We start from the raw sequence: 18,617 nt of genomic DNA, 5'->3' as shown, positions 1-18,617 counted from the left end.
CAACACGACCCGTCGCCGCATGGGCATCACGTATGCGCTCGGACGTACGGTGATCACGCCGCTTGCCCGCCTGATCTATCGACCCCGTGTCGAGGGCAAGCATCTGGTGCCCCGAAGCGGACCAGTCATCTTCGCGAGCAACCATCTCTCGTTCATCGACTCGATCGCCATCCCTGTCGGCGCGCCGCGGCGGGTTCACTTCCTGGCGAAGTCGAGCTACTTCGAAGGCTCGGGCTTCTCAGGATGGGCCTCGCGGCAGTTCTTCACCTCCATCGGCGCGATACCCGTTCGCCGCGGTGCAGGTCAAGCAGCCCTCGACGCCCTGGAGCAGCAGCGCGCTCTTCTCGAGGAGGGAAGCGCCGTCGCGCTGTATCCGGAGGGCACGCGCTCGATGGACGGACGCCTCTACAAGGGGCGCACGGGGGTCGCCTTCCTGGCGCTCCAGACCGGCGCACCCGTTGTTCCCGTGGGGCTCATCGGCACCGACAAGGTCATGCCGAAGGGAGCCACGATGCCCTCCCCGAAGCACCGCATCACTGTCAAGTTCGGTCAGCCGCTGGATCTGTCCCATCATGGCGACTCGTCATCCGGTCGCGCCCGCCGCGGCGCAACCGATGAGATCATGGCCGCGATCCACGCGCTGTCCGGGCAGGAACTCGCGGGCGCGTACAACGAGGTTCAGCCCCAGTCGCCGATCGAACGCATCAAGCAGGTACTCCCGCACGAGCGCCGCTGACTCCCCGGCTCAACCGTCGATTCCCGCCACGAGCGTCGTAGGACGGTGGTGGACGGGAAAGTTGACCGAGTTCGCGATGAAGCACCACGTGTTGGCCTGCTGATGCGCAGCCTCGGCGGCGGCCCGCATCGACTCGTCCGCTACCGTCACAACCGGATGCAACGTCACCTCGCGGAAGCTCCCCCCACCGTGACCGTCTTGCACCATGACTCCGGTAGCGGTGTCTCGGTAAGCGACGACCACGACACCCGCTTGGACTGCCGCGTGCAGGTAGGACAGCAGGTGGCACTCGCTGAGGGAGGCGACGAGGAGATCCTCGGGGTTCCACCGCGATGGATCCCCCCGAAACGGCTTGTCGCTCGAGGCGAGAAGATCCGGCTTTCCCTCGATCCGCAGGGTCACGTCTCGGGCATAGTCCCGATAGCCCGCCGTGCCGACGCCACGGTTGCCGGTCCATTCCGCCCGGACGATGTAGTCGTGTTCACCCAGCATGGGGCAAGTCTGACACCTGCTCGGGGTCAGTGGCCCGGATAGGCTGTTCGAGTGCCTGAGACCCTCCCTGTTGCTGCTGCCGTCGAGCTCGCGCGGGTGGAACGAGGCGGATTCGTGGAATCCCGCCATGCCGGCGCGGCGATCGTCCTGAACCCCGAGGGTCAGGCCATCGAGCGGCTCGGCGACACCGACGCACCCATCCTTCCGCGGTCATCTTTGAAGCCGATCCAGGCCCTGGCGTGCCTTGCCGCGGGCGCGCAGCTTGCTGACGAGACGCTGGCGCTCGCGACCGCCAGCCATGCCGGAACCGACCGGCACGTCGCAGTGGTCCGTGACATTCTCGACGCTGCCGGGCTGGACGAGCGCAGCCTTCAGTGCCCGCCCGCGTGGCCATCCGACACGGCGACACGAGATGCCCTGGTCCGCGCCGGAGGAGAGCCCGAGCGGCTTCGTATGAACTGCTCGGGCAAGCACGCGGCAATGCTCGCGGCGTGCGTCGCACAGGGGTGGGACCTTGCCACCTACCTCGACCCCGAGCATCCGCTGCAGGTTCAGATTCGCGAACTCGTCGAGCGACTGACCGGCGAGCGTGTTCAGGCATCGGTCATCGACGGATGCGGCGCTCCGGTGTTCGCCCTCACTCTGTCGGGCCTTGCCAAGGCAGCGCACCGGATCGGCGGTTCTTCGGAGCGGTCGCCGTTCGCGCTGCATCGCAACGCGGCAGCGCTGGTCGGGGCAGTGCGCCGGCATCCCTGGACGATTGACGGCCCAGGACGGGCCGACACCATCGCGATCGAACAGACGGGAGTCTTCGCGAAGGGGGGTGCCGAGGGCGTGATGATCATGGTCGCGCCGGATGGGACGACGGTAGCCCTCAAGATGCTCGATGGCTCCGCCCGGGCCTCGTCCATCGTCGCGCTGCGTCTTCTCGAGCGAACTGGCGCACTGAGCGCCGCCGACGTCTCACGCGCGCGGGAAGAGCTGCCCCTGCGGGTACGCGGCGGCGAGCGCGACGTCGGCATGATCTCCCCTGCGTTCTGATCGTCATCCGCATCATCCGAGCCGCACCCGACTGACCTCCCGCCCGGGTTCGAGGAGCCATCCGCGCAGCGCGCCGGGAAGACACAGGGGAGGAAGCTCTCGTCGCCCGGTGAGGATGCGGTACTCCGCCGCACACGATGGATCGACCAGAAGAGGACCCTGCGCGCGCAGGGTGGTCAGCGTCGTCCAGAACCTCTGCCACTGCTCGGGTTCAGCGCGCACGACGAGCGAGCGTCCAGGCTCCAGCGCCTGCGGGCTGCCTCCGGCGAGCGCGTGATCGGGTCCCGTGACCACCACGTCACGAGCCAGCCACTGCTCCTGGATGCGCTCAGCGCCGGGGGTGGCGCGCGTAACCCAACACGTCAGTCCGGCCGGCGGTCGCCAGGTTGACTCGTTCGGCACCCTCACCCCTCGAGAAGCAGTTTCGGCCTGGAATACCTGCACGAGCGTCCCGTCGAGTCGTCCTCGACCCGCCGAAGCTGTGGGATCACAGTGGCCCGGCACCCCGCCGGCAGAAAGGTAGTCGCTGCGCTGGGAATGGCGAAGCAGCAGGCGATGCGGCAGGAGATCGGCGACGCGAGCAATCGGCCCCGCGAGACGTTCCAGCCCGAGCAGGAACGGATGTCCCTCCCCGGACGAGCGGGCTATCGTTTCGAGGAGGCCTGCTGCGACATGGGCGTACTCCGACGGGAGCGCCGCCAAGACCGCGTCGGCGTCATCGACCACGACAGCGCCGCGCCGGGTAACGGCGACACGGTTCAGGACGTCCCAGGCTCGCTCGAGATCATCGGAATCGACCCAGGCCTCGACCTCGCCGATCTGGGCCGCGACAGTCTGCAGCGCAGTCGTCACGCCCGATCCGGCGGCTCCGACGACGCACAGGCCCCGAACTGATCTCGCGATCCCGACGGGTTCCTGTCGCTGCAGATGCGGCTCATCGGCGAGCCCGATGAGAAGCGTGTCGTCGTTCCTCCCGCCCGGAAGTGCCACCGTGACCGGGAGGGGCTCGAGCCAGGGCGCCTGTACCGGTGCGGCCTCGGAGCGGGCAGCGATTCGCGACACGAACTCGTCTCCCACCAGCGCGATGCGAATCGGCACCGGCCTGTGGTCTGTCGCGCGTCTGACGAGGGCGCTCCCGGCGCTACGCACGCCGGCAGGCACCCGACAGCCGCTGTCATCTCCGAGCATGAGGCGACTATCGGCAACATCGGCGGCCCGGAGAACAACGCGCAGCAGACAATTGGCCAGAAGCGCCTCACGAAAGACCCCGGTGGCGCGCTGCGTGCCCAAGATCACGTGGATGCCCAGCGCTCTTCCCCGCGCGGTGAGATCAATGAACAGGTTCGCAAGCTCGCTGTGAGAACTCAGTAACGCGGCGAACTCGTCGACGACCACGACCAGACGCGGCAGATCCGCAGCCCCCTCGGCGATATCTCGGACTCCGGCTGCCGCGAGCACGCCCTCACGCCGCCGCACCTCAGCGCGCAGGCTCTCGATCCCTCGCGTTGCCGCAGCCTCGTCGAGATCGGTCAGAACACCGGTGACGTGCGGGAGTCTCCGGAGCGATGAGAACGCTGTGCCTCCCTTGAAGTCCGCGAGGACGAAGACCACATCCTCTGGGCTGTAGTGCGCGGCCAGCGAGGCGACCCACGTTCGCAGTAGTTCGCTCTTGCCGCTGCCTGTCGTACCGACGACCAGCGCGTGCGGCCCGTCGCTGACGAGGTCGAGGCAGAACGCGCTCGCATTCGAGGTCCCGATGACGCTCACAAGGCTTCGAGCACCCGCTCCGGGCTCGGACGCTCGGTGCGGCTCGACCAGACCGTCCAGCGCGAGCTCGCCACTGTCCATCGCTGTCCGCGAGATCTTCTCGCGCAGGGAGCGAGCCAGAAGGCTCGCCTGGAACTCGGAGAGCATCTGTGGGCGAATCTCGAGACTGTCTTCACCGGTGTCCACTGTCGCGTGCGCCGATCCGGTAGCTCTCTGACCGAGCACAACCCGAACTCCGGCGCCACCTCCCCGCCCGATGAGGATCGAGGCATCAACCTCCCCGACGGGGCCGTCCCACCCACTTGAGACATCCAGCGCGATCCGGTGCTGCCCGGGTGTGAACCGATGCGGGAGTTCCTCGACCCACGAGAAACCACCCGGAAGGTCCCCGGTGATCTCAAGATCACCTGGCGGATGGACCAGACACAGTTGGACGAGCATCGCGCGCACCGCCCCAGCAACAAGTGGCTCGGGTCCGACCACGGCGAGGCTGCCGCGCAGCGGCACAGTCGCGGGGGCATCCGGCATCGTCAGGTTCGGCGTGCCGGCAGTTCGCGCGGCGACCTCGGGCGCGAACTCAGCCCGAAGGTCGGACACGTGCTCGGCGGCCACCGTGATCGGTATGTCGCCGCTTCCCAGCACGAGGTGGCCTTGGCGACCCTCGACCTCCCGCCACACCTCTTCCGGATTCTCCAGGAGCCGGCGGATGTCGGGCCAGGCTCGCCATGCACGGTCGCGACGACGGACGACCTCCTTTTCGATCGCCGCGCTCAGCGAGGCAGAGTCCGCCTCGGCTACAGCATCATCCCGGCGCCGCGCACGCCGTGCCGCCCACACGCGGTCCCCGAACCCCGCCACCGCCATCATCGGCGCGAGGGCAGCGAACCACAGGCTCAACACGGATCCGGTCACCGCCCACAGCGCCACTGCCCCGAGCACCGGCACCGCCGTCGCAAGGATCGGAAGACCGGTCGCGGCACGAGCGGGGGCGCGCAGCTTCGTTACGGGGGACAGGCGCTGCGCGGTTCCAGACGGTGAACGCATCACCCCAGCCCATCACCCGGATCGGCGCGATCGCGCTACCGGGCCCACCGTCGCGCCCGAGCGGAGCGATCGCCGCGTTGGGGAGGAACGGAACCTCAGGCCCCCGGAACGCGGGCGACGTTTACAACGACGATCGAGATGTTGTCGCGCCCGCCGTTCTCCAGCGCAGCATCCAGCATCGCCTCAACTGCCGCCGCCGGCTCGGGATGTTCGGCAAGGAAGTGCTGGATGCCGAAGTCAGTGAGCTCCTTGGTCAGCCCGTCAGAGCAGATGACGAACCTGTCGCCATCGACCACGTCGAGGCGGACGTAGTCGGGGGTGACGCTCTCACTGGGTCCGAGCGCCCGCGTTATGACGTTTCCGTACGGGTGGTTCTCTGCCTCTTCCGGGCTCAGTCGCCCGGAGGCGATGAGCTCCTGGACGACCGAGTGGTCAGTCGTGACCTGCACAATCGCGCCATCGCGAAGCAGATAAACGCGAGAGTCCCCGATGTTCAGGGCAACCCAGGATGCCTCGGCGCCCGAGACGTCAAGGAACAGCCCGGTCACGGTGGTGCCGGTCGCCTCGTCGGTTGCCTCCGGACGAGCGGCGATGTCTTTCACCGCGCGCGCGAGGGCCTTCTCGATCGCCTTGGTGGAGACGGAGCCGGTGTCGGCCACAGCGTGGAGGCGTTCGACAGCGCTCGCGCTGGCGATCTCGCCACCGATGTGACCACCCATTCCGTCGGCGACGATGAACAGGGGGAACTCCGCGAGGACGGCATCCTGATTGACCTCACGCCGACGGCCCGTGTCTGTCACCGCGGCCCAGGCGAGCTCGAGGCGATCGCGTGCCAGGTCAACGGTGCGGGAATGGGCGGAAACCTCGGCCACGCGACCCTTTCCTCGTCGTTGTCGGTGCCGGCGCGAGGCACCGACCGTCACATACTAATCGAACGTCAGACACGGGGCGGGGACGTGCGGCGGTGGTGGCGTGCAGTCACTCGCGTCCGACCGGTTCTGCCCCCTCGTCGGCGGGGGCTTCGAACTGAGCGTTGTAGAGCGCCCAGTAGGCCCCCCGCGCGCGCAGCAACTCCTCGTGCGTCCCCTGTTCGACGATCGCGCCGGCTTCCATGACCAGGATGAGGTCGGCATCTCGAATCGTCGAGAGACGGTGCGCGATCACGAACGAGGTCCGGTCGCGCCGCAGGCTGGACATGGCGCGCTGGATCAGGAGTTCGGTGCGGGTATCGACCGACGACGTCGCCTCATCGAGGATCAGGATGCGCGGATCAGCGAGGAAGGCTCGCGCGATCGTGACAAGCTGCCGCTCACCCACCGACAGATTCGTCGCCTCGTCGTCGAGCACGGTGTCGTATCCGTCCGGGAGCGCATGGACGAATCGGTCCACGTATGCCGCCGAGGCCGCCGCCACCAGCTCTTCCTCGCTCGCTTCCGGCCGGCCGTAAGCGATGTTCTCCCGGATCGTGCCCGCGAACAGCCACGTGTCCTGCAGCACCATGCCGGTGCGCGCCCGCAGGTCATCGCGCGTCATCCGTCGCGTATCGAGGCCTCCGTCTGGAAGCCCCGCCGCGGTGCCGAGCAGGATGCCGCCCTCATCCACGTCGTAGAAGCGCATGACGAGGTTGACAAGCGTCGTCTTTCCCGCACCCGTGGGTCCGACGATCGCGACCGTGCTCCCGGATGCCGCGCGCAGAGTCAGGTCATCGATGAGCGGCGTGTCGGCGACATAGCGGAAGGACACGTCGCGGAACTCGAGAGTGCTCGCGTCGCTCGGCACGGTCTCGGCTGGCTCGGGATCGTCGGTCTGCTCGGGCTCGTCGAGCAGTTCGAAGACCCGCTCGGCGCTGGCTACCCCCGACTGCAGCAGGTTCGCCATGGATCCGAGTTGGCTCAGGGGCTGTGTGAACTGCCGCGAGTACTGGATGAAGGCCTGCACGTCTCCGATCGAGAGCATTCCCCCGGCGACCTGCAGCCCGCCGACGACCGCGATCGCGACGTAGACGAGGTTACCGATGAACATCATGGCGGGCATGATGATTCCCGAGAGGAACTGCGCGCCGAAGCTCGCCCGGTACACCTCTTCGTTCTCGGCGGCGAAGTCGGTCTCGGCCTCACGCTGGTGCCCGAACACCTTGACGACCGAGTGCCCCGAGAAAGTCTCTTCGATGCGGGCATTGAGGACGCCAGTGGCCCGCCACTGCGTCACGAAGAGGGCCTGTGAACGGCGCGCGACCAGGACGGTGACGACGATCGTCAGCGGAATGGTGACCAGCGCGATGACCGCTAGAAGCGGCGAGATCACGAACATCATGACGAGCACGCCGATCACGGTCAGGAGCGAAATCACGACCTGCGACAGTGTCTGCTGGAGGCTCTGGCCGATGTTGTCGACGTCGTTGGTGACGCGGCTCAGCAGCTCGCCCCGCTGGACGCGGTCGAAATACGACAGCGGCAGGCGGTGGATCTTCTGCTCGACCTCGATGCGCAGGCGGTGCATCGCGCGCTGGACGACGCCGTTCAGGATGCGGGCCTGCAGCCAACCGAACAGGCTCGCGCCTACATAGACGGCGAGCACGAGCAGCAAGAGTTGGCCAAGGGCTGCGAAGTCGATACCCGCACCCGGGGTGAAGGTCATCGTCGAGAGCAGGTCAGCCTGCTCCTGCTGACCGTTCGCGATGAGCTGGTCCATGATCTGCTGCTGCGTGGTCCCCGGGGGAACATCCGAGAATTGCAGCGACACGAAACCAGCGAAAACGAGGTTGGTGCCCTCCCCCAGGAGCTTCGGCCCGATCACCGACAGTGCCACCGAAAAGACGCCCAACACGATAACGACGACCAGGAGCGCGTTCTCTCGGCGCAGATGCGCGAGCAGGCGCTTCGCGCTCGCGCCGAAATTCTGCACCTTCTGCACGGGCATCCCCATCCCGCGTCCCATGGGGCCGCCCCCCATCGGACCGCGCGCGGGAGCTGCACCTGCAGCGGGACGAGGCGCGCTCATGCCGCTGCCTCCGCCGAGAGCTGGGAATCGACGATCTCGCGGTAGGTCTCGCACGTCCCCACGAGCTCATCGTGTCTACCGATGCCGACGATCCGACCGTGGTCGAGCACCACGATCTGATCGGCGTGCTGAATCGTCGACACTCGCTGGGCGACGATCAGGCGCGTAGCGTCAGGAAGTTCGGTGTCGAGGGCTCGGCGAAGCGCGGCATCCGTTCGCAGATCGAGGGCCGAGAACGAGTCGTCGAAGATGAAGATCGGCGGGTTCTTCACGAGCGCTCGCGCTATCGCGACGCGCTGTCGCTGCCCACCCGAGACGTTCGTGCCCCCTTGCGCGATCGGTGCCTCGAGTCCCAGGGGGAAGGACTCGACGAACGAGCGCGCCTGCGCCAGCTCCAGGGCACGCCACAGACTTGCGTCATCGGCGGCGGCATCGCCGTACCGCAGGTTCGAGGCGACGGTTCCGGAGAACAGGAACGCCCGTTGCGGGACCAGCCCGATCCGCGCCCACAGTTCATCGGGATCGTACGAGCGCACGTCGACACCATCGACACGCACCTCCCCCGCCGTCACATCGAACAAGCGCGGCACGAGCCCGATGAGCGTCGACTTGCCGGCCCCGGTCGATCCGATGATCGCTGTCGTCGTGCCCGGCTCGACCGTGAAGGTGATGTCGTGAAGCACCGGATCCTGCGCACCCGGGTAGGCGAAGTCGACGTGCGAGAATTCGACCCGGCCGCGCGGCGCGGGGGCTGCCACGGCGACGGCGGGAGGCTCAACCGAGGGTTCCGTGTCCAGGACCTCGCCGATCCGCTTCGCGCAGACCGCGGCACGGGGGATCATGACGAACATGAACGTCGCCATCATGACACCCATGAGGATCTGCATGATGTAGGTGAGAAAGGCGAAGAGGGTTCCGATCTCGACGCCGTCGTTTTGCACCTGGAAGGCGCCGAACCAGATCACCGCAACGCTCGAGACATTGAGCACGAGCATGACCACGGGAAACATCAGCGCCATGAGGTTGCCCGCGCGAAGTCCTGTCGCCATCACATCGCGGCTCGCGACGTCGAAGCGCTGACGTTCGTGGTCTTCGCGGACGAAGGCGCGAACGACACGGATGCCGCTCAGCTGCTCGCGCATGATCTGATTGACGCGGTCGATCCGCTGCTGCATGACCGTGAACGCGGGAACCATTCGCACGACGATGAGTGAGACCAGGATCAGCAGCACAGGCACCGCTACCGCCATGAGCCACGACAGGCCGGGGTCCTGGCGAATCGCCATGATCACCCCGCCGATCGCGAGCATCGGCGCCGAGACCATCAGCGTCGCCGAAACCTGCACGAGCATCTGCACCTGCTGCACGTCGTTCGTGTTGCGCGTGATGAGAGACGGCGCGCCGAAGCTCCCGACCTCGCGCTGCGAGAACGCGACGACGCGGTGGAAGACATCGGCCCGCAGGTTCTTGCCCATTCCCATGGCAAGTCGCGACCCGAAGTACACGGCGATGATCGCGCACACGACTTGCACGAGCGAGATGACGAGCATGAGACCGCCGGTCGACCAGATGTAGGCGATGTCGCCGGTCACCACACCGTTGTCGATGATGTCAGCGTTCAGAGTCGGAAGCAGCAGCGATGCGATCGACTGAGCGAGCTGAAACACGATGACGGCGATGATGAGCGGCCACGCGGGTCGCAGGTATCGCACCAGGAGGGTCCAGAGCACGAGGAGGTCCTTCCACCGAACGGACGGTCGGGTCCCCGCGGACACGTCCTCGCTGACGCTACGCCCGGCATCCTGCGGCAGGCAAATCACTCGGCTGCGCCGTCAGCGAACGGCCGAGATTGCAACAGCCGAACGTGTGAGAGGCCCCCACCGTGCGGTGGGGGCCTCTGGGGTCAAGCGGGATTAGGCCTTGGGCTCTTCGGGCGCTGCGGGCGGCTCCGGGCTTGCCGGGGGCTGCGGTGCAGCAGCGGGAGGCGCGGCAGGGGGTGCGGCCGGAGGAGCGTATCCGGTCGGCGGAGCCGGCGGTGCCGCGTAGCCGGCTGCGGGGCTGGTTGCCGGGTTCGCGGGGTAACCACCGGCCGGAACCTGCGAGGGGATGCCGTCCCAGTTCGTACGGTCTGCCAGGAACCCGTTGCCCGCCCAGGGCGCGGCCGGGATCGCCGTGTTCCAACGCGACTTGTCGAAGGCCGCGATACCGAGCCAGACGATCGAGAGGAAGAAGTAGAGAATGAGCCAGACTGCCTCTTTCTGCAGCTTGAGGCCAACGCGCCAGGCAGCGAGCAGCGTCAGCACGAACGCGGCGAGGCCGATGAGCTGGCCGATGACGGGGATCCAGCCGAGCAGGATCGCCGCACCGATCGCGTAGAGGAGCAGCCAGGGGCTGAGGTCGCCGAGCTTGAGGAAGATCATGCCGTTGTAGACGGGCACCCACGCGCGCCACTTGCCCTGCACGCCAGCCTTGTCGAAGATCCTCATCAAGAAGAACGAGGTCAGGACGTAGCCCGCTGCGGCAAAGATGATCCAGAAGAAGGCGAAGAAGATCAGCAAGCCGATCGACGCGCCGTCGTTGTAATAGACGACCGAGGCGCCTACGTTTTCGAACATGAACGTTCCTCCCGAACGGTCAGGACTCGCACCTCGAGCCGGTGCGCGACGGGGCACTCGCCCGCTGCACCACATGCTAGCGATCCTTGAGCGTAGCTGTCAGTAGATTCTCAGCGTGGGGGCAAGATGAGCGTCATGACGTCGCCGTCGGGGGCCGTCTCGAACCCGGCGTCGCTCGCCCATCTCACGAACTGCGCTGTGTCCGCGAGGTCGGCGCTGGACTCCGCGAGAGCGCGGGTGAGCCGGCCCTTAGCGGCTTTGTTGAAGTGATTGAGCGCTCGCGTCTGCCCGTCCGGAGCCCGCGTCAGGACTCGCACGTAGGCGCTCCGCCCGACCGGTGCAGCCCCGAGCGCAACGTAGGCCTCGGACCTCAGGTCGAGCACAAACCCGCGGGTGTCACGGGCGAGCGCTGCCGCGACGGGACCGGCCCAGAGGCGCCGCTGCGAGGCGAGGCCGGGAAGACTGATGCCCGCACCCAGCCGGTAGGACGGAATGGGGTCCAGAGCACCGACCAGGCCGAAAGGCGCGGAATGGATCACGACATGGTCGCCGAGCCAGCGCCTGGCAGACGAGTCGAGACTCGAGGCATCCAGAGCGTCGAAAAGCACTCCCGTGTACCTGTCGATCGCCGGCATCGTCGGGGAGGTGCGCAGCGACCGGTTCGTTTCGATCTCGCCGCGCTGCTTCGGCCCGAGCTTCAGGACCTTGGCTGCGGCATCCGGGTCATCGCTCAGCCGCACCAGCGCGTCGATCACCGACTCGCGGATCGGCGTGAGTTCAGAAAACGCCAGACGGGATGCATCCCACGGCGCACCCTCTCCGCCTGGTCGCTTCGTCTCCGAGGGAGGCAGCAGGATCAGCACCGCATCTCCTCACCGAGAAAGGCGAAATCGCCGAGGTAGGACGGATGACGATGCATTCGTCCTACCTCGGCGATTCTTCCTACGCCCGTTCAACGCGGCCGAGGCCTACGCCGGGCGGATGCTGATGTCAGGCGACGAGAGCAGCGTTGCCGGCCACGATCGTGACGACATCGCTCTCGATGGAGAGGAAGCCGTCCTGAGCGTTCGCGACGACCTTGCTGCCGTCATCCTTCGTGATGCGCACCTGGCCCTCGGCGAGGATCGCGAGCACCGGCTCGTGACCCGCCATGAAGCCGATCTCACCCTCGACGGTCTTCGCGACGACGAGGGATGCCTCCCCCGACCACACTTCGGCGTCGGCGGAGACGAGGCTGACGTGCAGCGGCATGATCAGCCGTTCTCCTTCTGGATCTGCGCCCAGCGCTCTTCGACGTCGGAGATGCCACCCACGTTGAAGAACGCCTGCTCGGCCACGTGGTCGAAGTCGCCCTTGACGATCGCGTCGAACGACTCGATCGTCTCCTTGATCGGAACCGTGGAGCCCTCGACACCGGTGAACTTCTTGGCCATGTAGGTGTTCTGCGAGAGGAACTGCTGGATGCGGCGCGCACGCGACACGACGACCTTGTCCTCTTCGGAGAGCTCGTCGACACCGAGGATCGCGATGATCTCCTGCAGTTCCTGGTTCTTCTGCAGGATCTGCTTCACCGCGGTTGCCACACGGTAGTGGTCTTCACCGACGTACCGCGGGTCCAGGATGCGGCTGGTCGAGGTCAGCGGGTCGACCGCGGGGTACAGACCGCGCGAGGCGATCGCACGCGAAAGCTCGGTGGTCGCATCGAGGTGGGCGAAGGTCGTAGCCGGCGCTGGGTCGGTGTAGTCGTCGGCGGGGACGTAGATCGCCTGCAGCGAGGTGATCGAGTGACCGCGCGTGGAAGTAATGCGCTCCTGGAGCACACCCATCTCGTCGGCGAGGTTCGGCTGGTAACCCACAGCGGAGGGCATGCGGCCGAGAAGCGTCGAGACCTCGGAACCTGCCTGCGTGAAGCGGAAGATGTTGTCGATGAACAACAGCACGTCCTGCTTCTGCACGTCACGGAAGTACTCGGCCATCGTCAGCGCCGAGAGCGCCACACGAAGACGGGTCCCCGGCGGCTCGTCCATCTGACCGAAGACGAGGGCGGTCTTGTCGAAGACACCTGCCTCTTCCATCTCGTGGATCAGGTCGTTGCCCTCACGGGTACGCTCACCGACACCGGCGAACACCGACACACCACCGTGGTCCTGCGCAACACGCTGGATCATCTCCTGGATGAGGACGGTCTTGCCGACGCCCGCACCACCGAACAGACCGATCTTTCCACCCTGCACGTAGGGGGTCAGCAGGTCGATGACCTTGATGCCGGTCTCGAACATCGTCGTCTTGGACTCGAGCTGGTCGAAGGCCGGCGCCTTGCGGTGGATGCCCCACCGCTCGGTGATCTCGATCTTCTCGCCCGGCTCGGCGTTGAGGACCTCGCCGGTCACGTTGAACACGTGGCCCTTGGTCACGTCGCCGACCGGCACCGAGATCGGGCCGCCCGTGTCACGGACTTCCTGACCACGGACGACACCGTCGGTGGGCTTGAGCGCGATGGCGCGGATGAGGTCGTCGCCAAGGTGCTGTGCGACCTCGAGGGTCAGCTCGCTGGACTCGCCCTCGATCGTGATCGTGGTGGTCAGCGCGTTGTAGATGTCGGGGATCGAGTCATGCGGGAACTCGATGTCGACGACGGGGCCGGTGACGCGCGCGACGCGGCCGACGACCGCGGTCTTCTCGGCGGTTGCGGTGGGAGTCATGGTCATTCTCTTTCGTGTCAGGTCTACTTGCCCGACGCCAGAGCGTCGGCGCCGCCGACGATCTCGGCGATCTGCTGCGTGATCTCGGCCTGTCGCGCGTTGTTGCGCAGGCGGGTGTAGTCGGTGATGAGCTTGTCGGCGTTGTCGCTCGCGGACTTCATGGCCTTCTGCGTCGCCGCGTGCTTCGCAGCAGACGACTGCAGGAGCGCGTTGAAGACGCGGCTCTGGATGTAGACCGGCAGCAACTGGTTCAGCACGGTTTCGGCATCCGGCTCGAACTCGTAGAGCGGGTACACCTGCGCGGATACCGACTCCTCGGCCTCGACGACCTCGAGCGGCAGCAGGCGGACCTGCTCGGGGCTCTGGGTCATCATGCTAACGAAGCGGTTGTAGACGAGGTGGATCTCGTCGACCCCTCCTTCGTCACCCCCGCGGTCGTAGGCATCCAGCAGCGCTGCCGCGATCTCCTCGGCGGTGTGGAAGTGCGGAGTGTCGGTGTCACCGGTCCACTGCGCCGCGCTTGCCATCTTGCGGAACTGGAAGTAGCCGACTGCCTTGCGTCCGACCAGGTAGAAGACAGGTTCCTTACCCTGGTCGCGCAAGAGCTGTGCAAGCTCCAGACCCTCGCGGAGGATCTGCGAGTTGAACGCGCCGGCAAGTCCACGGTCGGAGGCGAAGATCACCACGGCGGAGCGCCGGATGACCTCGCGCTCGGTCGTGAGCGGGTGATCGACGTTCGAGTGCGTGGCAACCGCCGACACCGCGCGGGTTACCGCGCGAGCGAACGGAGCTGACGCCCGCACGCGACCCATCGCCTTCTGAATGCGCGAAGCCGCGATGAGCTCCATCGCCTTCGTGATCTTCTTGGTCGTCTGGGCAGAAGAGATCTTCTGCTTGTAGACCCGGAGTTGTGCGCCCATGGTTTATCGCCCTCGCGCGCCCTTAGTGGCGGCCCTTGACGATCTTCTCCTGGTTGACGTCCTCGGCCTGCGCGGCGCCGACCTCTTCGTGGCCGGGCTTGGAGATCGCCTGACCCTTGCCGGAGCGGAACTCCAGCACGAAGTCGTCGACGACCTTCTCGAGCTCGGCGACGGTGTCGTCATCCAGCACGTTGGTCTCGCGAAGACGGTCGAGGATCGTCGTGTTGCGGCGCAGGAAGTCCAGCAGCTCGCGCTCGAAGGGCAGCACATCCTCGACCTCGATCGTGTCGAGCTTGCCGTTGGTGCCTGCCCAGATCGAGACGACCTGCTCTTCCACCGGGTACGGCGAGTACTGCGGCTGCTTGAGCAGCTCGGTCAGGCGCGCACCGCGGGCCAGCTGTCGGCGGGATGCCGCATCCAGGTCGCTCGCGAACATGGCGAATGCCTCGAGCGAGCGGTACTGAGCGAGCTCGAGCTTGAGCGTTCCCGAGACCTTCTTGATCGACTTCACCTGGGCGTCACCACCCACGCGCGAAACCGAGATACCCACGTCGACCGCGGGACGCTGGTTCGCGTTGAACAGGTCGGACTGCAGGAAGATCTGGCCGTCCGTGATCGAGATCACGTTGGTCGGGATGTAGGCCGAGACGTCGTTAGCCTTGGTCTCGATGATGGGCAGACCCGTCATCGAGCCCGCGCCCAGCTCGTCCGAGAGCTTCGCGCAACGCTCGAGCAGACGCGAGTGCAGGTAGAAGACGTCGCCGGGGTACGCCTCGCGGCCCGGCGGGCGGCGCAGCAGCAGCGACACGGCACGGTAGGCCTCAGCCTGCTTCGACAGGTCATCGAAGATGATCAGGACGTGCTTGCCGCCGTACATCCAGTGCTGACCGATAGCCGAACCGGTGTAGGGAGCCAGGTACTTGAAGCCGGCGGGGTCCGATGCGGGAGCCGCGACGATCGTCGTGTACTCCATGGCACCGGCATCCTCAAGCGCGCCCTTGACGGATGCGATCGTCGAACCCTTCTGACCGATGGCGACGTAGATGCAGCGCACCTGCTTGGTCGGATCCCCGGAGGCCCAGTTGTCCTTCTGGTTGATGATCGTGTCGATAGCGATCGCCGTCTTACCGGTCTGGCGGTCACCGATGATGAGCTGACGCTGGCCGCGGCCGACCGGGATCATCGCGTCGATCGCCTTGATACCGGTCTGCATGGGCTCGTGCACGCTCTTGCGCTGCATGACGCCCGGCGCCTGCAGTTCGAGGGCACGGCGGCCTTCCGTGGCCACCTCGCCGAGACCATCGATCGGGTTGCCGAGCGGGTCGACGACGCGGCCGAGGTAGCCGTCGCCGACGGGAACCGAGAGCACCTCGCCGGTACGCGTGACCTGCTGACCCGCCTCGATGCCGGCGAAGTCGCCGAGGACGACGACACCGATCTCGTGCTCGTCGAGGTTCAGGGCCAGGCCCTGCGTGCCGTCGGCGAAGGTCACCAGCTCGTTGGCCATGACGCCGGGGAGACCCTCGACATGGGCGATGCCGTCGGCGGCGTCGATGACGGTGCCGACCTCGTTGGCCGCTGCCCCGGAGGGCTCGTAGGCCGCGACGAAGTCTTTCAGCGCGTCACGGATGACGTCGGGGCTGATGGAGAGTTCTGCCATGGTCTTCCTTCGTTAAGGTCCTTCTCGGGTTCCGTGCGTCGGACCCGAAGTCTGCGCCTGTCGGCGGTGTCGTTAGCCGGCCAGTCGCTGACGGAGGTCGGCGAGCCGGGAGGAAACACTCATGTCGATGACGTCATCGGCGATCTGCACGCGCAGCCCGCCCACGACCGTCGGGTCGATCACGGTGTTCAGGGAGATCTTGGTGCCGTAGCGACGGCTGAGCAGCTCGGTCAGGCGCGTCACCTGCTCCGCACTCAGTGGTGCAGCCGCGGTGACCGTGGCGACGGCGCGCCCCCGTTCGTCTGCGACGATGCGGATCGCCCGCGACAGCAGCTGGCGCACGCGGCGCTCACGCGGCTGCTGCACGAGCGATGATGCGACGAGGACCGTCGCCTCGCTCGCGCGTCCGTTCAGGAGCTTCGCAACGAGGTCTCCCTTCGCTGACGCATCGCCGAGGCGGCTCCCGAGCGCGAGTTCGAGTTCGGGGTTCGCCGCGACCGTGCGGGAGAACTCGAACAGCTCGGACTCGACGTCAGCATCGGACGCAAAGGTCGCGGCGCGAACGGCGAGTTCTTCGATCCCATCGATGAGATCGGATGCCGACGACCACCGCTGCTGGACGGCGTTGGTGAGCAGACCGACTGTCGCCGGAGCCATCGACGGCCCGAAGACATCGGTGATCACCTTCGCGCGGGCGGCGGGCGCCGCCGCTGAATCGGCGAGCGCGCCGCTGAGCTGCGAGGTCTGGCCGAGCTCACGCGCGGCGACGAACAGCTCGCGGGCGACGGTCAGGTCGACGCTACGAGCCGCAGCCAGCGCCGCGGTCGTTTCCGCGAGCGCCTGATTCGTCGCGCTACCCATTACTTCGCCGCCGTCTCGGATGCCTCGAGATCGGCGAGGAAGCGGTCGACGACGGCCTTGGCCTTAGCGTCGTCCGACAGGGTCTCACCGATCACACCGCCGGCGAGGTCGAGGGCCAGGGTGCCAACTTCGCCGCGCAGCGACACGAACGCGGTCTGGCGCTCGGCGTCGATCTGAGCGTGCGCGGCAGCCGTCAGGCGCGCGGCCTCGGCAGACGCGCTCTCCTTGGCCTCGGCGACGATCTTCTTGCCGTCCTCGCGAGCGGCGTCGCGGATTTCACCAGCCTCGCGGCGGGCATCAGCCAGCTGCGCGGTGTACTCCTCGAGGGCGGCCTCAGCCTTGCGCTGGGCCTCGTCGGCCTTCGCGATGTTGCCTTCGATCGCCGCAGAACGCTCGTCGAGCAGCTTTTTCATCCGCGGCAGAGCGTACAGCCAGAACAGCACGAGGATGACGATGAAGCACACCGACGACCAGATGATGTCGTACCACGCCGGGATGAGCGGGTTGTGCGCAGCCCCCTCTTCGGCGGCGTACGTGACAAGAGCCGTGAGCATCCTGTCTCCTTAAGGCTGGGTGAGTCGGATCAGACGAAGATGAAGTAGGTGGCGATACCGATGAACGCCAGCGCCTCGGTGAAGGCGATACCGATCCACATCAGCACCTGGAGGCGACCGGCGAGCTCGGGCTGACGAGCGACGCCCTCGATCGTCTTGCCGACGACGATGCCCACGCCGATGGCCGGGCCGATGGCGGCGAGGCCGTAGCCCATCGTCGCGACGTTGCCGGTGACCTGGGCGAGAACCGTAGTTGCGTCCACGGATTTTTCCTTTCGGTTGAGGGCGGCTTCGGGCCGACCCGCTTAGTGCTCTTCCGCCACCGCGAGCTGGATGTAGACCGCGGTGAGGAGGGCGAAGACATAGGCCTGGAGGACGGCCACCAGGATTTCGAACAGAGTGAAGACGAACCCGAAGGCGAGGCTGCCGGCTGCCAGAGCCGACCACCAGCCACCGAGGTCGAAGAGGAAGAACTGGGTAGCCGCGAAGAAGAGGACGAGCAGGAGGTGACCGACCATCATGTTCATAAGCAGACGGAGAGTCAGCGTCACCGGACGGATGATGAAGGTCGAAATCAGCTCGATCGGGGTGACGATGATGTAGATCGGCCACGGAACACCCGAGGGGAACAGCGAGTTCTTGAAGAAGTTCTTCGGGCTCTTGCGGATACCGGCGTAGATGAACGTCACGTAGCTGATGATCGCGAGCACCAAGGGCACGGCGATGACGCTGGTGCCGGCGATGTTCATGAACGGGATGATCCCCGTGATGTTCATAAAGAGGATCATGAAGAACATCGTCGTGAGGATCGGCAGGAACCGTTGGCCGTCCTTCTTGCCCAGCAGGTCTTCGGCGATGTTGACGCGCACGAAGTCCAGGCCCATCTCGACGAGGCTCTGGAACCGGCCGGGAACCACCCGCATCCGGCGCGTGCCGAGCCAGAAGATCAGGACGATGGCGATCGTCGCAGCGAACTGAATCAGGTTGATGCGGGTGACGGCGAGCGCCTCGATCCCGAACAGATGGAAGATCGGCTCCGGGAAGAACTCATCGACGGACGGGCCGTGGAAACCCCCGCCATCTTCGGCAGTGGACACGATAAGGCTCGCAGCTTGAGTAAACAGCGCTGGCTCCAGCTTCGGGGCACCGGGGATAAGCCGTTGCGACGATGGGCGATGAGTTGGCGATCCCGGCAGCGCTCGTCAGGCGAACGGGCGGGCGCAAG

General features: G+C 66.5%; 17 protein-coding genes. 2 read left to right on the top strand and 15 right to left on the bottom strand.

From position 1 onward, the window contains the following. The first annotated feature begins 19 nt into the window (after positions 1–19). Positions 20–736 (top strand): lysophospholipid acyltransferase family protein, encoded by a 717-nt coding sequence (locus LL236_RS04880; protein ID WP_228177825.1) that lies wholly within the window; start codon positions 20–22, stop codon positions 734–736. 9 nt (positions 737–745) lie between these two features. Here LL236_RS04880 and LL236_RS04875 read toward each other — a convergent pair whose 3' ends face one another. Then, the gene (locus LL236_RS04875) at positions 746–1,228 is read right to left on the bottom strand and encodes an OsmC family protein (protein WP_228177673.1); all 483 of its coding nucleotides are present in this window, start codon (positions 1,226–1,228) and stop codon (positions 746–748) included. Between the two features lie 51 nt (positions 1,229–1,279). Here LL236_RS04875 and LL236_RS04870 point away from each other — a divergent pair, with 51 nt between their 5' ends. Continuing rightward, positions 1,280–2,269: an asparaginase gene (locus LL236_RS04870; protein ID WP_228177672.1), complete on the top strand. Its 990-nt coding sequence runs from the start codon at positions 1,280–1,282 to the stop codon at positions 2,267–2,269. Positions 2,270–2,281: 12 nt separating this feature from the next. On the opposite strand, the gene LL236_RS04865 is transcribed toward LL236_RS04870, so the two are convergent. The 14 genes from LL236_RS04865 to atpB form a co-directional block, all read right to left on the bottom strand. Next, positions 2,282–5,080, bottom strand: a complete 2,799-nt coding sequence (locus tag LL236_RS04865; RefSeq protein WP_228177671.1) for an FtsK/SpoIIIE domain-containing protein — start codon at positions 5,078–5,080, stop codon at positions 2,282–2,284. A gap of 95 nt (positions 5,081–5,175) precedes the next feature. Continuing rightward, entirely contained in the window at positions 5,176–5,952 is a 777-nt protein-coding gene (locus LL236_RS04860) for a PP2C family protein-serine/threonine phosphatase (protein WP_228177670.1), read from the bottom strand. Between the two features lie 106 nt (positions 5,953–6,058). After that, a complete protein-coding gene (locus tag LL236_RS04855; protein ID WP_308017245.1) occupies positions 6,059–8,080 on the bottom strand; it encodes an ABC transporter ATP-binding protein in 2,022 nt (673 codons plus the stop codon). Beyond that, positions 8,077–9,810: an ABC transporter ATP-binding protein gene (locus LL236_RS04850; protein ID WP_228177669.1), complete on the bottom strand. Its 1,734-nt coding sequence runs from the start codon at positions 9,808–9,810 to the stop codon at positions 8,077–8,079. The genes LL236_RS04855 and LL236_RS04850 overlap by 4 nt, the downstream gene beginning before the upstream one ends. 183 nt (positions 9,811–9,993) lie before the next feature. Continuing rightward, positions 9,994–10,695: a DUF5684 domain-containing protein gene (locus LL236_RS04845; RefSeq protein WP_228177668.1), complete on the bottom strand. Its 702-nt coding sequence runs from the start codon at positions 10,693–10,695 to the stop codon at positions 9,994–9,996. Positions 10,696–10,805: 110 nt separating this feature from the next. Further along, a complete protein-coding gene (locus LL236_RS04840; RefSeq protein WP_228177667.1) occupies positions 10,806–11,558 on the bottom strand; it encodes a YaaA family protein in 753 nt (250 codons plus the stop codon). Positions 11,559–11,685: 127 nt separating this feature from the next. Continuing rightward, the gene (locus LL236_RS04835) at positions 11,686–11,946 is read right to left on the bottom strand and encodes a F0F1 ATP synthase subunit epsilon (protein WP_228177666.1); all 261 of its coding nucleotides are present in this window, start codon (positions 11,944–11,946) and stop codon (positions 11,686–11,688) included. Positions 11,947–11,948: 2 nt separating this feature from the next. Continuing rightward, positions 11,949–13,397 (bottom strand): F0F1 ATP synthase subunit beta, encoded by a 1,449-nt coding sequence (gene atpD / locus LL236_RS04830; protein WP_228177665.1) that lies wholly within the window; start codon positions 13,395–13,397, stop codon positions 11,949–11,951. A 23-nt stretch (positions 13,398–13,420) separates the two neighbouring features. Further along, a complete protein-coding gene (locus tag LL236_RS04825; protein ID WP_228177664.1) occupies positions 13,421–14,317 on the bottom strand; it encodes a F0F1 ATP synthase subunit gamma in 897 nt (298 codons plus the stop codon). A 22-nt stretch (positions 14,318–14,339) separates the two neighbouring features. Continuing rightward, entirely contained in the window at positions 14,340–15,977 is a 1,638-nt protein-coding gene (gene atpA / locus LL236_RS04820) for a F0F1 ATP synthase subunit alpha (protein WP_228177663.1), read from the bottom strand. 72 nt (positions 15,978–16,049) lie between these two features. Beyond that, entirely contained in the window at positions 16,050–16,838 is a 789-nt protein-coding gene (locus LL236_RS04815; protein WP_228177662.1) for a F0F1 ATP synthase subunit delta, read from the bottom strand. Continuing rightward, entirely contained in the window at positions 16,838–17,392 is a 555-nt protein-coding gene (locus tag LL236_RS04810; protein ID WP_228177661.1) for a F0F1 ATP synthase subunit B, read from the bottom strand. Before LL236_RS04810 ends, LL236_RS04815 begins: the two co-directional genes overlap by 1 nt. Positions 17,393–17,421: 29 nt before the next feature. Then, positions 17,422–17,655, bottom strand: a complete 234-nt coding sequence (atpE, locus tag LL236_RS04805) for an ATP synthase F0 subunit C (protein ID WP_292728372.1) — start codon at positions 17,653–17,655, stop codon at positions 17,422–17,424. A gap of 42 nt (positions 17,656–17,697) precedes the next feature. Then, entirely contained in the window at positions 17,698–18,489 is a 792-nt protein-coding gene (gene atpB / locus LL236_RS04800; protein ID WP_228177660.1) for a F0F1 ATP synthase subunit A, read from the bottom strand. Between the last annotated feature and the right edge of the window lie 128 nt (positions 18,490–18,617).

Origin of the sequence: Microbacterium schleiferi, assembly GCF_020781975.1 — a bacterium.
Classification (GTDB): Bacteria; Actinomycetota; Actinomycetes; order Actinomycetales; family Microbacteriaceae; genus Microbacterium.
The sequence above is the reverse complement of the archived record's forward strand: the minus strand, read 5'-3'. Positions and strand labels throughout refer to the sequence as shown.

What these genes read in the sequence shown, in the direction of transcription:
- LL236_RS04880 (WP_228177825.1), top strand. Translation starts at nt 20, where the DNA reads ATGGGCATCACGTATGCGCTCGGACGTACGGTGATCACGCCGCTTGCC.
- LL236_RS04875 (WP_228177673.1), bottom strand. Translation starts at nt 1,228, where the DNA reads ATGCTGGGTGAACACGACTACATCGTCCGGGCGGAATGGACCGGCAAC.
- LL236_RS04865 (WP_228177671.1), bottom strand. Translation starts at nt 5,080, where the DNA reads ATGCGTTCACCGTCTGGAACCGCGCAGCGCCTGTCCCCCGTAACGAAG.
- LL236_RS04855 (WP_308017245.1), bottom strand. Translation starts at nt 8,080, where the DNA reads ATGAGCGCGCCTCGTCCCGCTGCAGGTGCAGCTCCCGCGCGCGGTCCG.
- LL236_RS04845 (WP_228177668.1), bottom strand. Translation starts at nt 10,695, where the DNA reads ATGTTCGAAAACGTAGGCGCCTCGGTCGTCTATTACAACGACGGCGCG.
- LL236_RS04835 (WP_228177666.1), bottom strand. Translation starts at nt 11,946, where the DNA reads ATGCCGCTGCACGTCAGCCTCGTCTCCGCCGACGCCGAAGTGTGGTCG.
- atpD (WP_228177665.1), bottom strand. Translation starts at nt 13,397, where the DNA reads ATGACTCCCACCGCAACCGCCGAGAAGACCGCGGTCGTCGGCCGCGTC.
- LL236_RS04825 (WP_228177664.1), bottom strand. Translation starts at nt 14,317, where the DNA reads ATGGGCGCACAACTCCGGGTCTACAAGCAGAAGATCTCTTCTGCCCAG.
- atpA (WP_228177663.1), bottom strand. Translation starts at nt 15,977, where the DNA reads ATGGCAGAACTCTCCATCAGCCCCGACGTCATCCGTGACGCGCTGAAA.
- LL236_RS04815 (WP_228177662.1), bottom strand. Translation starts at nt 16,838, where the DNA reads ATGGGTAGCGCGACGAATCAGGCGCTCGCGGAAACGACCGCGGCGCTG.
- LL236_RS04810 (WP_228177661.1), bottom strand. Translation starts at nt 17,392, where the DNA reads ATGCTCACGGCTCTTGTCACGTACGCCGCCGAAGAGGGGGCTGCGCAC.